This is a genomic window from Porphyromonas sp. HMSC065F10 (assembly GCF_001808555.1).
GTDB lineage: Bacteria > Bacteroidota > Bacteroidia > Bacteroidales > Porphyromonadaceae > Porphyromonas_A.
The window spans coordinates 435-14,079 of sequence record NZ_KV793798.1; the positions used below are offsets into that span (position 1 = coordinate 435).

At 61.9% G+C, this 13,645-nt stretch carries 12 protein-coding genes; 2 read left to right on the forward strand and 10 right to left on the reverse strand.

Annotated features, from left to right (window positions below):
* Positions 1–350: 350 nt before the first annotated feature.
* Both HMPREF2890_RS05930 and HMPREF2890_RS05935 read right to left on the reverse strand, forming a co-directional pair.
* Positions 351–2,495, reverse strand: coding sequence for a M3 family metallopeptidase (locus HMPREF2890_RS05930; RefSeq protein WP_246825335.1), 2,145 nt, complete (start codon positions 2,493–2,495; stop codon positions 351–353).
* A 131-nt stretch (positions 2,496–2,626) separates the two neighbouring features.
* Positions 2,627–3,190: an anthranilate synthase component II gene (locus HMPREF2890_RS05935; RefSeq protein ID WP_070466546.1), complete on the reverse strand. Its 564-nt coding sequence runs from the start codon at positions 3,188–3,190 to the stop codon at positions 2,627–2,629.
* 43 nt (positions 3,191–3,233) lie between these two features.
* On the opposite strand from HMPREF2890_RS05935, the gene HMPREF2890_RS05940 reads away from it, so the two are divergent.
* Together HMPREF2890_RS05940 and HMPREF2890_RS05945 are read left to right on the forward strand one after the other, a co-directional pair.
* Positions 3,234–4,214 (forward strand): aminodeoxychorismate synthase component I, encoded by a 981-nt coding sequence (locus tag HMPREF2890_RS05940; RefSeq protein ID WP_070466549.1) that lies wholly within the window; start codon positions 3,234–3,236, stop codon positions 4,212–4,214.
* Positions 4,211–4,888, forward strand: a complete 678-nt coding sequence (locus HMPREF2890_RS05945; RefSeq protein ID WP_070466551.1) for an aminotransferase class IV — start codon at positions 4,211–4,213, stop codon at positions 4,886–4,888. Before HMPREF2890_RS05940 ends, HMPREF2890_RS05945 begins: the two co-directional genes overlap by 4 nt.
* Here the strand turns inward: HMPREF2890_RS05945 and HMPREF2890_RS05950 are convergent.
* From HMPREF2890_RS05950 to HMPREF2890_RS05985, 8 genes are all read right to left on the reverse strand, one after another.
* Entirely contained in the window at positions 4,811–5,593 is a 783-nt protein-coding gene (locus tag HMPREF2890_RS05950) for a glycosyltransferase family 32 protein (RefSeq protein WP_070466553.1), read from the reverse strand. The two genes, HMPREF2890_RS05945 and HMPREF2890_RS05950, sit on opposite strands and share 78 nt — an antisense overlap.
* On the reverse strand, positions 5,590–6,462 hold the full coding sequence (locus HMPREF2890_RS05955; protein WP_070466555.1) for a glycosyltransferase family 2 protein: 873 nt from the start codon (positions 6,460–6,462) through the stop codon (positions 5,590–5,592). Before HMPREF2890_RS05955 ends, HMPREF2890_RS05950 begins: the two co-directional genes overlap by 4 nt.
* 6 nt (positions 6,463–6,468) lie before the next feature.
* The gene (locus HMPREF2890_RS05960) at positions 6,469–7,446 is read right to left on the reverse strand and encodes a glycosyltransferase family 2 protein (RefSeq protein ID WP_070466557.1); all 978 of its coding nucleotides are present in this window, start codon (positions 7,444–7,446) and stop codon (positions 6,469–6,471) included.
* Positions 7,443–8,504, reverse strand: a complete 1,062-nt coding sequence (locus HMPREF2890_RS05965; RefSeq protein ID WP_168160424.1) for a polysaccharide pyruvyl transferase family protein — start codon at positions 8,502–8,504, stop codon at positions 7,443–7,445. The genes HMPREF2890_RS05960 and HMPREF2890_RS05965 overlap by 4 nt, the downstream gene beginning before the upstream one ends.
* Positions 8,505–8,509: 5 nt before the next feature.
* Positions 8,510–9,514, reverse strand: coding sequence for a nitroreductase family protein (locus HMPREF2890_RS05970; protein WP_070466562.1), 1,005 nt, complete (start codon positions 9,512–9,514; stop codon positions 8,510–8,512).
* Complete coding sequence (locus HMPREF2890_RS05975) at positions 9,502–11,064, reverse strand: lipopolysaccharide biosynthesis protein (RefSeq protein ID WP_070466564.1); 1,563 nt, start codon at positions 11,062–11,064, stop codon at positions 9,502–9,504. Before HMPREF2890_RS05975 ends, HMPREF2890_RS05970 begins: the two co-directional genes overlap by 13 nt.
* Before the next feature lie 159 nt (positions 11,065–11,223).
* Positions 11,224–12,597: a cell envelope integrity protein CreD gene (gene creD / locus HMPREF2890_RS05980; RefSeq protein ID WP_070466566.1), complete on the reverse strand. Its 1,374-nt coding sequence runs from the start codon at positions 12,595–12,597 to the stop codon at positions 11,224–11,226.
* Between the two features lie 16 nt (positions 12,598–12,613).
* Complete coding sequence (locus HMPREF2890_RS05985; protein ID WP_246825336.1) at positions 12,614–13,495, reverse strand: Fic family protein; 882 nt, start codon at positions 13,493–13,495, stop codon at positions 12,614–12,616.
* Positions 13,496–13,645 lie beyond the last annotated feature (150 nt).

Below are 13,645 nucleotides of genomic sequence, written 5' to 3' on the forward strand. Positions count from 1 at the left end.
GCTTCACAGATGACAGATCAACGTCTTGACCTCGACCCCTTGTGGGTCGCACCGGATGCACATAGCTCCGTCTACAACCCACAAGGGTGCTTCCCCAGCCCCTCAGACACCTGTGGTACCCTCTCTGAGTGTGGGGCAATTCTTTTACCGGTATTAGTGATCTCTAATATCGGTATTAGTGAACTCTAATATCGGTATTAGTTTTGTCTGAGAGATACCGATCAAAAGAGGTCCCCCTCCGGAGGGGGCCTCTCCTGCTTGGTGCGCCGGCTCGTGAGGTGGGAGCAAAAAAAAGAAGGGCTGTGACGCAGATGCGCCACAGCCCTTCTCCTTTAGTAGGGTATGTGAGCTTACTTGATGCCGCGAGCGGGGAGGAGAGCGGAGGCATCAGGGTGCTCCATGCCGGTGAAGGCGGTGAAGGCCTGATTCAGATCCACTGTGCGACCCTTGGAGAGGATCTTGTCGCGGAAGTCCTGAGCGACAGCCTGATTGAGCCATCCCTCACGTCCGAAGCGCTGAGCGATATTGACTGCCAGCACCTCCGTCCAGAGGTAGCTGTAGTAGCCGGAGGCGTAGCCACCGCCCCAGACGTGGCTGAAGTAGGTCTGGAAGTAGCGGGGTACGATGGACTGCCAGGCGAGGCCCAGCTCCTGACGGCGGTTGAGATCCCACTGGGCAGCGGCAGCAGCATCTGCCGGTACCTGATCAGGGGTGAGCATGTGCCACTGGATATCCATCGTGGAGGCGATCAGATTCTCCCCGAGAGAGTAGGCTGCGAGGTACTGGACAGACTGGAGCATCTTCTCCTTCAGTTCCTTAGGCATCGGCTCACCGGTCTCGTAGTGACGTGCGTAGTGGTCAAAGATCTCAGGAACGGTGGCGAAGTACTCGTTGAACTGGCTCGGCATCTCGACGAAGTCGCGCGGGGTATTGGTCCCGGAGATGCTGCGGTACTTGTTATTGGAGAGGAAGCCGTGGAGGGAGTGGCCAAACTCATGGAACATAGTGGTCACGTTGTCCCAGGAGATGAGGTTGGGCTGACCCTCGGGAGCCTTCGGGTAATTGCAGCAGTTGTAGATCACCGGCTTGGTGCCGTCAAAGGTGCTCTGGGTGACAAACTCGTCCATCCAGGCGCCCGGAGCCTTGGTGTCGCGGTGGAAGTAGTCGCAGTAGAAGAGGCCGAGGTCGCTGCCGTCCTTATCCTTTACCGTAAATACGTGGACATCATCGGCATAGACGGGGAGGTCAAAGCGCTCCTCAAAGGTGAGACCATACGCACGCTCTGCAGCATAGAAGACGCCATTGCGGAGGACGGAGTCGAGCTCGAAGTAGGGCAGTACGTCTGCATCGCTGAAGTGGAAGCGGTCCTCCTTCATCTTGGCAGAGTAGTAGGCGACGTCCCAGGGCTGGAGGGTAAAGTCGCTGCCCTCGGTCTTGCGGGCAAAGTCCTGGATCGATGCCATCTCAGCCTCAGCCTTGGGGACAAAGGACTCCTTGAGCTGGGTGAGGAAGTCGTTGGCTGCCTGCTCGGTGCCGGCCATCTGGTAATTGAGCGAGTAGCTGGCGTAGTCGGGGAAGCCGAGGAGCTGAGCCTGGCGTGCGCGGAGCTTGGCGATCTCGGTGATCAGCGGCCAGGTATTGGCTCCGCTGACACCCTCGCCATCGGCACGGTGGATGGAGGCGTTGTAGACCTTCTCCCTCATGGCGCGGTTATTCAGCGATGCCATGATCGGCTGCTGGGTGGTGTTGGTCAGCACGAGGGCGTAGGTGGCCTTCTTGCCACGCTGCTCTGCATCAGAGCGAGCCTGTGCGAGCTGAGACTCGTTCAGTCCGTCCAGCTCTGCCTCGTCGTCCGTCCAGACGGTCTGAGCGGCGAGGGCATCAACGATGACGCGGCCAAACTCCGTCGTCAGCTCGGAGAGACGAGAGTTGATCTCCTTATACTCCTCGCGACTCTCCTCGGGGAGGGCAGCGCCGTTTTTCTCAAAGCCCTTGTAGGTGTACTCCAGCAGGGCGCGATCCTCGCCCTGGAGCTGATTGAGCTGCGTGTCGTAGATCGTCTTGATGCGGGCGAAGAGCTTCTGATTGAGGTTGAGCTCATTGTCCCAGTCGGCGAGCATCTTGGATGCCTCGGTCTCGATCTTGCGGCGAGCGTCGGTGCCGTCGGCTGAGACGAGCTTGAAGAAGACGCTGCTGACACGACCCAGCATGGCGCCACTCTTCTCGAGCGGGATGATCGTATTCTCAAAGGTGGGCGCCTCCTTATTGTCGGTGATCGCCTTGATCTCCTCACGCTGGAGGCGGATCCCCTCCTTGAATGCGGGGATGAAGTCCTCATCCTTGATGTTGGCGAAGTCGGGTGCCTGGAAGGGCAGTGTGCTCGCCTCGAGGAAGGGGTTGTCTGTCAGAGGCTTCTCCTTCTTGGAGTCGCATCCGGTAATGCCTATCAGGCTCATACATGCAATGCCTGCTAAGAGGGTTACAATTTTTTTCATACGGTTTCGTATTGATAAGGTGTTGAAGTCCATCTATGGAGTGAGTGTGTCGGTGACACAACTAACGACAAATGTAGTCATTTCTGTCCGGATAGTAAAAGTCGGGGCGCTGACCCGGCTGCCGGAGCGCCTCAGAGAGATCGGCACCAGTCGCTGAGGAGGCGGGCGCCGTCGGGTGTGAGGATGCTCTCGGGGTGAAACTGCAGCCCGACGAGCGGGAGCTCCCTGTGCCGTATCGCCATCACCACCCGATCCTCTACCGTCTCCGCTGTGACGGCGATCTGCGGTCGGCTCGCCTCGGTCTCGCGAAGCGCCCAGCTGTGGTACCGCCCCACGCTCATCGGGGGGTAGGTGCCGTCCCGCCACTCGATGAGCGACCCGACGCCATGCTGCGGGTGATCCAGCCGGTAGAGCTCCATGCCATAGAGCGTCCCTATCTGCTGGTGTCCCATACAGATCCCCAGCACCGGCAGCCCGGCGGGTCGCCTATGGAGGAAGTGGAGCACATCGGGGTGCTCCTCCACGACACCGGGGCCCGGGGAGAGGATCACCCCGTCTGCCCCCTTGAGGCTGCCCGGTCGGCTGAGTGCCTCCTCGGGCAGCACCTCCACCTCTGCCCGGCACTCCTCGCGGAGGATCTGGGCAAGATTGTAGACAAAGGAGTCTCGCTGATCGATGAGATAGAGCTTTTTCATTGGTCCATGGGTTGATTCTCCCACAAAGGTAGTACATTTGGTTATGCTTAGTGAGATAGTCCGGGACTTCAATCGACTGGGGGCGTCCGGGACCCCCTTCTACTTCCTCCTTAGTTATAAGGGGGACGAGTGCTACATCGACACGGGCGACGGCTCGAGTGGTCAGCCTTTTTACCTCTCAGTAGAGGGGCAGACCAATCGGCCCTTGGAGAGCCTCCCCTACGATGGACCATCGGCGCCTCTTTCTCTGACGGCTCATCCGGAGAGCTTCGAGCGGTATGCGGAGCGCTTCGGGGTGATCCGGGAGGGGCAGCTGCGGGGGGACTCCTTCCTCGCCAATCTGACGCTGCGGACGGCGGTGGACTTCAGCGGGGACCCAAGGGAGCTCCTGAGGCGGGTGCAGGCGAAGTATTGCGCCTGGGTGCCGGGGCGGTTTCTCTGCTTCTCCCCGGAGATCTTCGTCCGTATCTCCGAGGAGGGGGAGATCAGTTCTTACCCGATGAAGGGGACGATCGACGCCACGCTGCCGGATGCGGCGGAGCGGATCCTCTCTGACCCAAAGGAGCAGGCGGAGTCGGCGACGATCGTCGACCTGATCCGCAACGACCTCTCCTCCGTGGCGGAGGGAGTCCGGGTGCGGCGCTACCGCTATCTGGATCGCGTGGAGACGCGCGGCGGGGCGCTGCTGCAGGTGAGCTCCGAGGTGACGGGACAGCTGCGCGAGGGGTGGCGCGGACGGCTGGGCGACCTGCTTAATCGACTCCTCCCGGCCGGGTCGATCACCGGAGCGCCTAAGGGGGCGACCCGGGCGCTGATCGAGCAGGCGGAGAGGCATGAGCGGGGATTTTACACCGGCATCTGTGGTCGCTTCGATGGAAAGAGCCTCGACACGGGCGTGATGATCCGCTTCATCGAGCGGGATGGGGAACACTATTTCTACCACGCCGGCGGAGGCATCACGATCAATAGCGACTGCAGGAGCGAGTATGAGGAGGTGATTGAGAAGATATACCTGCCCCTATGATCCGCTACATCGAGACCATCAGCGTGGAGCGTGGAGCGGCGATCCCTCTCGCGGAGTATCACCTCCAGCGGGTGCGGGAGACGCTGGGGGAGGAGCCGGACTTCCTCCGGTCGGAGGAGCAGCTGGTCAGGCTCTTCCGGGCAAACCGCCCCGCTGAGGAGGCCGGGCAGTACAAGCTTCGCCTCGTCTACTCCGCTGCCGGCATCGAGGAGGTGTCGGTCACCCCTTATACGTACGACATTCGTCGGGTGAGGAGACTTCAGTTGGTGGAGTTGCCGAGCGACTATCGCTACGACCGGAAGTATCTCGACCGGGAGCTCCTCGACCGCATCGCCGCCTCCCTGCCGGACCACGAGACGGTGGCGCTGCTGACGCAGGGCGGGCGGGTGACCGACACCACCTTCACCAATGTCTGTCTCCGCCGTGACGGCCGCTGGGAGACGCCCGACCGACCTCTACTGGAGGGGACGAGGCGTCGCTCCTATCTTGATGCGGGGGCGATCAGTGCCGTGCCGGTCTCGGTCTCGGAGCTGCTCGCCGGTCGCTGGAGGGAGATCTCCCTGATCAATGCGATGAATCCGCTCGGTCGGATGATCCTACCGATCACCTCCGCGACGCTTTTTGTCGCCCCAGACGAGCCGTCTGAGAGTCTGGACGAGGCGCCCGTTGAGTAGCCGCTCGCTCCGCTCCTGACCCAAGAGCCTATAGAGTACCCGCTTGATGCGGAAGATCGTCCCGAGGTGGCGCGCATAGGGGTCGTCGCTCTGCCAGGTGGCGGCGTAGTGGTGGATCGTGCGGCTGCGGGGCGTGAGCGTCACGCGGTGGCTGACGAAGTCCATGGTGTAGAAGTAGTCGGCGGGGTAGACCGTCACCTCTCCCACCCGCTGGAGCCGGTCTTGGAGCCGAAGCCCTTTCTCCTGCAGCGTCGTGGTGAGGAGCTGCGGATTGGGCGTGAGGTCGAGTGTCCCATCGGGCAGACGGAAGGGACGGCTCTCGTAGTGGGTGAGTAGCTCTTGGATCAAGGGATGGTGCGGCTCGGCGGCGATGATCCCCGCCAGCACGTGCAGCCCCACCTCCTCGCCCAGTCCGACGAAGGCGGTGTCGTCCAGTAGGTCGTCTATCGAGTGGATCACCTCCATGTCGGTGTCGAGGTAGATCCCTCCCTCTCGCTCAAGGGCGTAGAGGCGTGCCACGTCGGAGACAAAGGCGTACTTCCCCGCCTCGTAGGCCTCCCGGGTGTAGTCGAGCCGGTTGATGTCGAAGGTCTCCTCCGTCCACGCCCTCAGCTCATAGCCGGGGAGCTTTGCCCGCCAGCTCTCCACCATGGAGGGCACAGGATTGGGACCAAACCAGCAGTAGTGTATGATCTTGGGTATCATCGTGGGGCGTATCTCCGCTGATCTTTTTTCCTAAAGTATCGCCCGATGGGGCGGAGCAGCGTCCAGAGGCGTGGCATCCGCGGTCGTTCTGCCGGCGGGATCAGGTCGTAGTAGCGCCAGACGCTGATGATCGACCGCAGGCGGGTCTTGAGTGGCACCTCCCGATCCTGAGCCAGCTCGAGGTGGTAGGTGAGGGCGGACCGGGGCGAGTGGTAGAGGAGGCTCATGTACTTTGCACTGAGACCATCGTCGCGGTACTCGCAGAGGTAGATGACGCGATTGAGGAAGCGAAAGCGGTACTGCCGGTCGAGGCGGTTCCAGACCAGCGCCTCGGTGCAGAAGCGCTCGCCCTCCAGCTCGGGGAAGGGGTATCTCCGCAGGTAGTCGGTCCGAAAAACCTCCGCCATATCCTGCATCATCCCCCGCCGGTGACGGATCGTCCGCAGGTGGTTGTCAAAGAATTCCTCCCCGAGATCTCCCGAGGGGGTGCCGTCGAGTGCTCCCCGCAGTCCCACCAGCCCGGCAAAGGTGGCATCATCGCTGATCCGCTCCGTCTCTCTCAAGACTGTCTCCACCGCATCCGACGGCAGCCGGTCATCGCTGTCGACGATGAAGAAGAAGTCGCCCCTCGCCAGCTCGACCCCTCTATTGATCGCCCGGTGCTTCCCGCCATTGGGCTGACGGTGGTAGCGGATGGGGAAGGGGTTGGCCGCCCGAGTCCAGCCCTCCACGAGCGACCTCGTGTCATCGGTGGAGCCGTCATCGACGATGATCCACTCGAGGTCGTGACAGCTCTGCTCCCTCAGGCTCTCGTAGAGCTTGGGGAGGATGTAGGCGCGGTTGTAGGTGGGGGTAAAAATCGTCAGCATACGCGGTCAGCGGATCTTTCGCTTGATGCTCCAGAGCAGATCGGAGAGCCGATAGGAGCTGCGGGCGTAGTCCATCAGTCGGAAGGCGATGCGCCGCGCACCCCGCTCGGAGGGGTAGCGGTAGCGGAAATGGCTCATGATCTCCGCAAAGCACTTCACCTCCCCCGCACGGGCGATCTTATTCATCGCCATATCGGCGAGGATGTCATCGTACCACGGAGCCAGCAGGGCGGCGTAGTCTTCGCCTTTGCCCTGATAGGGATAGGTCTCGTCGATCCAGCTGAGCAGCCGTCGTGCCGCCTCCAGCTCCTTGGAGGCCTTGGGTCCCTGCGTGATCGCCCCGGGGCGCTCCCGCCGGTAGTTGTACACCACCGCGCCTGCATAGTACCCGATGCGCTGACAGTGGGGCATGGCGGAGATGAAGAAGGCGACATCCTCCCCCGGCTGTATCGGGATGAAAGTGAGCCGGCCCCGCTCCACCACCGACCGATGCATGATGAAGGACCAGGAGGTGGCGTAGCTACGGTGCCGGTGGATCAGTTCGCGCCCCGTGACGATCCGCTCCCCGAGGGCGGAGAAGTCGATATTGGGTCGGGTGGTGCCGTCGGGGTAGCGGTCTGCCCAGTCGATGAGGCAGAGGTCGAGCCGCCGAGCCTCTGCATCGGCGAGCAACCCCGGCAGTACGCCCTCCTCAAGCCAGTCGTCCGAGTCTACATGGAGGAGGTACTCCCCGGAGGCGAGGGCGAGGGCGGCGTTGCGGGCAGAGCTGAGTCCGCCATTCTCCTTATGGTGGTAGATAAAGTGTGGCTCCCGCTCCGCATACGCCCGGGCGATCTCTCCCGACTCGTCCGTGCTCCCGTCGTCGATGAGGATCACCTCGTAGCTCCCGGCCTCCAGTCCCTGAGCGAGGAGTGAGTCAAGGCACTGCCGCAGGTAGGGCGCGACGTTGTAGATCGGGACCAGTATGGAGAGCTTTTTCGTCATCGCTGCACCACCTCTGCCAGATAGTCGAGGGAGAGACGCCTCTGCTCCTCGAGCTGCTGCCGTACCGCCTCGTAGTCGGGGCTGAAGGAGAGGAGCGGAGCCCCCTCGCCGAGACAGCCGGTGAGCCCGAAGTCCTCCAGGAGACCGGTCACCTTGATCCGATTGAAGTCTGTCGGGAAGACCGTTATCGGCACCCCGGCCAGCAGTCCCAGCACCGTGCCGTGGAAGGTATTGGTCACCACCCCGGTGGCGTGGGCGAAGTAGCCGATGAGCGTCTCCGGCTCCAGAGCAAGGTTGCGATTGGCCCAGGGGTGGTAAAAGCCGACGGAGACGATCTCCAGCCCCTCGCGGGAGGCGTAGGTCTCGATCTGCCGGAGGATGACGGGATCCTCCCGCCGATAGTCGTAGCCGTAGACGAGGAGGTAAGGCCGTGCCGGCGGCGGTGGGGCGATCTGTCGCTCGGCGTCAAAGCCGTCCAGCAGCACCGGGTCAAGCGTCCGGATGGGTCGCTTCCCCGTCAGCTCCTCCACGATGTTGGCGGAGTTGGCATCCCGCACGGAGATGTGGTCCATCGCCGAGAGTGCCGCCCGGACCATCGGGAGGCAGTGCCGATCAGCGATATCGCTCAGGGTGGTGGAGCCAAAGGAGGCGGCGTAGGTCGACACCCGGTCGGAGGGGACGCCGAAGCCCCATCTCGCGGGCGTGATCCCCGCATGGAGGGTAAAGACCTCATCGCTGCCGATCAGCACCCCCTCGAGGTTGCGGTAGTCAGCGAGGCGTCCCCCGCGCAGCCCTCTGTCCCGGACAAATCGGCGGAGGACCGTCCGCTTACGCTGGGCGAAGAGGAAGCGGTCGCCCCTCCAGAGCCACTCCTCGGGGCGGTCTATCGAGATGCCTCCGGCATCGGACCCCTCCTGAGGGGCGAAGTCGTGATTTTCCTCATACCCCAGAGCCCTTGCCTCGATGCCGAAGTGGCGGCGGAGGACCCGCGTGAGTCCGTAGAGCTGGAGTACGGTGCCGTAATTGGTGACGTCGTCAAAGGTGATGATCCCGTACATAAGCATTATCCTAAAAGTGTCTCCTCAGGCGGTCGACGCCGTGAGGGGGTGGTGAGGATCGGCATGGCGGGGAAGCCGATCGGGACGATGGCGATGAGCGCCTCCGACTCCCGGCAGCCGGCGAGACTGAGGATCCTCGCTTCGTCCCGCGGGAGGAGCGAGGCATTGCCGGCGCAGGCGCCCACGCCGTGGTAGTGGAGGGCGTAGAGGAGGTTCATCAGATAGATCCCTCCGTCGATGTAGGGCTGCTGCCGATCCATCCCCTCCATATAGGTAAAGGCGAGGTCAGCGGTGACAAGGAGCAGCTGCCTGATCCCCTCGCTCTCGCTGCGGAAGCCGCCCTGCAGATCGAGGATCTCACGGGCTATGGCAGGGTCGGAGACCGAGTGGACCCGCACCTCCTGCCGATTGCAGGCGGAGGGGGCGGTATTGGCGAGCCGAACCACCTCTCTGAGCAACTCGTCCGGTACCGGGCGGTCGCTGAAGCGGCGGATGCTATGGCGGGAGGGAGCAAAGGTGGCAAAGTCTCCGTGCCGTGCCTCCTCGGGTAGCACCTCCACCGCCCTCCGGGTTGAGTGGTGGGCAAGCGCACTGTAGGCTGAGTCGGGGAAGTAGTCCGAGATGTCCGCCTCTCGCTCCCGGTGGTAGCTGTAGTAGGCGCTCAGGATCGCCTGGGCAGCGATGATCTGCGAGCTCTCCGGCAGTCCCTCCTCGCGCCACGCCTGAAGCAGCTGTAGCAGTCGCGCCACCTTTGCCCGCCCGAAGCGCAACCTCAGGTCGCCCCCCTCGTGGAGGAAGCCCTTCTCGAGCGAGTGGTAGAGCACGGTGATCTCCAGCTCGCGAGCTGAGGGCGTCTCTCGGTGGAAGTAGGCGGAGTGACGGCGGTAGCGCCGATAGTCGGAGAGGAAGATCCGGGGCACCTGCAGGCGGAGGCGCACTCGATTGTACCACGACATCAGCCGCGGTCCCAGCAGTCTCTTTAGTCTCTCCTTGGGTGTCACCTTCTCCATGATCCTACTCGCTCCCGCACCACACGGCGGAGATAGCTCCGCTCACCGGTCGTGAGCCCTATCCAGAGGATCAGCCCCCCGGATACCACAAAGCTACACAGAGTTACCGTAACGAGCCGCCCCCACGACGGCTCCAGCGCATCCCGCATCATCAGCGTCACGCCCGCCGAGAGGGCGATGATGAGGAGCGGCTTGGCGACCACCTCCCGCACATAGGTGGCTATGCCGAGCGCCGGGATCTTCTCCCGCACGAGGAGCAGCCTCAGGGCGAGTGCCACCACGTCGATCCCGATGTGGATGTAAAAGGCAGTCTCCACCGCCATCCCCACCTTGTACGCCACATAGGTAAGCGGGAGATTGAGCATGATCAGCGTGCCGACGAGTGCCTGGTACTTGGCGATGCGCCCCGTCGCCTGCATCGCCATGGCGAGCGAACCGGAGGCGCACTCCACCATGCAGTCGATGAGGGCGAGGGATGCAAAGAGCACCGCCCCCCTCGGCGGCGTCACGAGCCAGACCGTCTGGAGGAAGTCCATCTCCAGTATCGCCGGCACGCAGACGAGCGTCAGGAGGTAGAGAGAGAACTTCCCCGTGCGGGTCACCAGCCGAAGCATCTCCTCCGTCTCCCCGATGGCGTACCGCTTGATGATCTGAGGATTGGAGGCGACCTGAAAATTGGTGTAAAAGGTCTGCACCGACGACATCACCTGCATGGCTATGGCGCGGGCGGCATTGGCGGTGGGCCCGAAGAAGAGGTTCATCAGCACGTTGGTCCCCTGCCCCTTCATCACCCCGGCGAGGTTGCCGAAGACATTCCACCCCATATAGCCGAGCAGCGTCCGGAAGTAGCCCTTGTCCTCTATCCGCGTCAGTTGCGCACCGGGGAAGTGCTGCCGCACATAGAGCCTGTAGATCAGCGCGATGACGAGGCTCACCCCGAGGAGCATCCCCCCATAGGCAACGAGCCGGTCGACCTCGAGGGCAGCGTAGACCAGCACCAGGACGACACCCAGCTTGAGGAGCGTCTCGAGGATGCTGATCCGGGCAAAGACCCCCATCCGCTCATCCGCCACGATGAGGGCATTGAAGGGCACCTGCACGATCGTCACCATAAAGGAGAGCACGGCGAAGTGGTAGACCCAGAGTGCCGCCGCCATACGCCCCGGCGGGATGATCAGGTAGCGGTGGACAAACCACAGCCCCACCGTCTCCGCCAGTAGCCCGATCACGAGAGCCAGTGCCATATGGAGGTACCGGGTGGCGCTGAAGGTGATCCTCAGGTGCGCCTCATCCCGTCGCCCCAGGTCGACGGCGAGGAAGCGCTGCGTCGCCCCGATCATCGCCCCATTGAGGAAGCCGAGCATCGTCACCACGCCGCCGACGACATTGTAGAGACCATAGTCGGTCACCCCGAGGGCGGCGAGGAGCGCCCGGGAGGTATAGAGCCCGATCAGCAGCACGACCAGCTGACGGACGTAGAGCATCAGCGTATTCCGTGCGATACGGCTGTTGCTCCCTCGGCTCTCCTCCTCAGGCAGGGTTGGTTTCATACGACAAAGATACCCCCTTTCTCCTGCTTTAGGACGCCTACCCTCATGTGAGCCATCCGAGAGGGCTTTTTCTTTTATCGGTATTAGAGAAATCTAATACCGATATTAGTGATCTCTAATACCGATAAAAGATTTCTCTAATACCGATATTAGATTTCCTCAGTCGCGGAGGGTCTTGGCGGAGATGTACATGACGATCGCCAGGATGACGAAGAGGACTAAGCTCCCGATGAGGAGGGCGTAGCTCTCCAGCTGCATCAGCACGTAGATGGTCAGGTAGAGGAGCGTCATGATGCCCCCGAGGAGAAGTGCCTTCTTCGTCTCCCGGAGGATCATGCGGAAGTAGATGGTATTGAGCCCTATCGTCATCACGGCGGAGATCAGGTAGGCGAGGCCGAAGCCGATCACCTCACTCATGGAGAGGAGCAGGGTGTAGAAGAGTACCAGCGAGAGCCCTGTGAGGACGTAGTGGAGGAGATTGATGCTCCCGCCGCGGCGGCGCAGTGTCAGCTCCACGAGATAGACCGAGAGGAGCGTGAGGGCGATGACGAGGATGCCGTACTTCACGCTCCGCTCCGTCTGGGCATAGTTGTCTACCGGGCGGAGGAGGCTGACGAAGTGGCTGTTGCGGAGGAGGGTGGACTGTCCCTCGCTGGCGATCAGATTGTCCTCGGCGAAGGTGCTCCAGCGAGCCTCAAAGTCCCCTTCGGTGATGCTGTAGTCGTCCGGCAGCTTCTTGCCCCGGAAGGAGGGGTCGGGCCAATTCCCCTTGATCGAGCTCTTGGCCGATACACCGACAGCGAGGAGACCGAAGTGCTCACTCCCGGCGATGTCCGTCCGGAGGCTGAAGGAGAGGTCTCTCAGCGCCCCCTCCTCATCGTCGGAGAGGGGCAGGTCGGCAGAGAGCGGGGCACTGGTCACATCCATGTCACTCAGGTAGGGGAAGTTCACCTCCATGAGATCGCCGTAATTGTCATCGATGCAGGTGGTGAGCGAGGAGAGGGAGGGGTTGTTCTTCATCTTATACTCCTTCCCATTGACCTTGATCCTGACGATGTCCCGGTAGCCGGTGGCGTCGCTGGTGGAGAAGGCGACCTTCGCCCGGCTGAGGTCGTACGTCCCCTTCACCTCCGAGAGGGCGCGACGGATCTCCTCCGCCCGCCAGGTGCCGGATAGGTCTACGTGCGCCGTATAGACGGCGACCTCGTAGATGCTGCGGTGGCGATTCTCGATGTCAAGCACGGCATCAGCGGAGACCTCCTCGGGGATTAGGTAGAGGGCGCTCTCCTGGGCATTCCTGACATCGGGTGTGTAGGGGACGACTAGCACGGGGGTGAGGATGTTTTGGCTCCCACCCCAGCGTGAGGTGATCTCCTGCGTAGCCTTGCGCCCCTCGTACTGGCGCGAGGAGACCAGCCCCTCCACCATAAGGAGAGGGATCAGGAGCAGTAGGGCGACCAGCCCGAGGATAAGCGTCTTGGCGACAAAGGATAGGGAGTGCTTAAGCTCCCTCTGCGGTGGTATGACTTCCATGATGATGCTATGGGTGTTAATAGGTGATGCGAAAATAGTCGAGGATCGCTCTGTACCGATCCTGTGCGGTGAGACAGGTGTCGAGGAGATCCCCCCGCACCTCTTCCCACCGATCAAGACCCCGATAGTAGTACATCTTGAGCTCCTCGGTGATGATAAAGGGGACGATATGGTGTGCTAAGCACTCCTTAAAGATGATCAACCTGCCTACGCGGCCATTGCCGTCCTGGAAGGGGTGGGTCATCTCCATTCTGTAGTGGAAGTTGAGGATCTCCTCGAGCGAGACTTGTCTCTTGCCGGCATACTCCTGCAGTAGCGCCCTCATGGCTGACGGCACATCCTCAGGGGCTGTGGTCTCCTTTCCTCCCACTTCGTTGGGCAACAGCTTGTACTCACCGACGGCAAACCACGGTCTGTCCGCATCGGAGGTGCCCGCCTTCAGGAGTGCGTGCAGTCTCTTGATCATCTCCTCCGTCAGTGGCTCCTCCGCATGCTCTATGACGAAGTCGATGCAGCGGAAGTGGTTGGTCGTCTCGATGATGTCGTCGACGCTGACCGCCTCATCGGTGATGCCGATGGTGTTGGTCTCGTAGATGTAGCGCGTCTGCTCCTTAGAGAGACGACTTCCCTCGATGTGGTTGGAGTTGTAGGTAAGGTCTATCTGCGTCCGATGGTAGATGCCCCCTCTCATCTTGCTCTCCATCTGCTCTCGCAGAGCAACCAGCAGAGGCGAGTGCTTCACCTCGTCGGGCAAGGGCGTATCTGCGGGGATACGCCACATCTCCCCCTCTTGCACAGCGCCGGGCAGCTTCCCCTCGGCGCAGTAACCTCTCACGGCCTGCTCTGTCAGACCATGATTGGCGGCATACTCTTCCTCCGGGACAAGTCTCATATCCATACACTACTATTCCTCTGCAAATATATCCTTTTCGCCCCGATAGTAAAGCTACTCTCTCCAAGGGCAGGGGGTGACACATTTGAGCATCAGGGTAATCATATACAAAGGGGGGGCATCAGTGAGGCACCCGAAGGGTGCTCGCTCCATAGG

Excerpts from the sequence above, each read along its gene's own strand:
- HMPREF2890_RS05950 (WP_070466553.1), bottom strand. The coding sequence starts at position 5,593 with ATGATACCCAAGATCATACACTACTGCTGGTTTGGTCCCAATCCTGTG.
- HMPREF2890_RS05945 (WP_070466551.1), top strand. The coding sequence starts at position 4,211 with ATGATCCGCTACATCGAGACCATCAGCGTGGAGCGTGGAGCGGCGATC.
- HMPREF2890_RS05965 (WP_168160424.1), bottom strand. The coding sequence starts at position 8,504 with ATGTACGGGATCATCACCTTTGACGACGTCACCAATTACGGCACCGTA.
- creD (WP_070466566.1), bottom strand. The coding sequence starts at position 12,597 with ATGGAAGTCATACCACCGCAGAGGGAGCTTAAGCACTCCCTATCCTTT.
- HMPREF2890_RS05975 (WP_070466564.1), bottom strand. The coding sequence starts at position 11,064 with ATGAAACCAACCCTGCCTGAGGAGGAGAGCCGAGGGAGCAACAGCCGT.
- HMPREF2890_RS05960 (WP_070466557.1), bottom strand. The coding sequence starts at position 7,446 with ATGACGAAAAAGCTCTCCATACTGGTCCCGATCTACAACGTCGCGCCC.
- HMPREF2890_RS05970 (WP_070466562.1), bottom strand. The coding sequence starts at position 9,514 with ATGGAGAAGGTGACACCCAAGGAGAGACTAAAGAGACTGCTGGGACCG.
- HMPREF2890_RS05930 (WP_246825335.1), bottom strand. The coding sequence starts at position 2,495 with ATGAAAAAAATTGTAACCCTCTTAGCAGGCATTGCATGTATGAGCCTG.
- HMPREF2890_RS05935 (WP_070466546.1), bottom strand. The coding sequence starts at position 3,190 with ATGAAAAAGCTCTATCTCATCGATCAGCGAGACTCCTTTGTCTACAAT.
- HMPREF2890_RS05940 (WP_070466549.1), top strand. The coding sequence starts at position 3,234 with ATGCTTAGTGAGATAGTCCGGGACTTCAATCGACTGGGGGCGTCCGGG.
- HMPREF2890_RS05985 (WP_246825336.1), bottom strand. The coding sequence starts at position 13,495 with ATGGATATGAGACTTGTCCCGGAGGAAGAGTATGCCGCCAATCATGGT.
- HMPREF2890_RS05955 (WP_070466555.1), bottom strand. The coding sequence starts at position 6,462 with ATGCTGACGATTTTTACCCCCACCTACAACCGCGCCTACATCCTCCCC.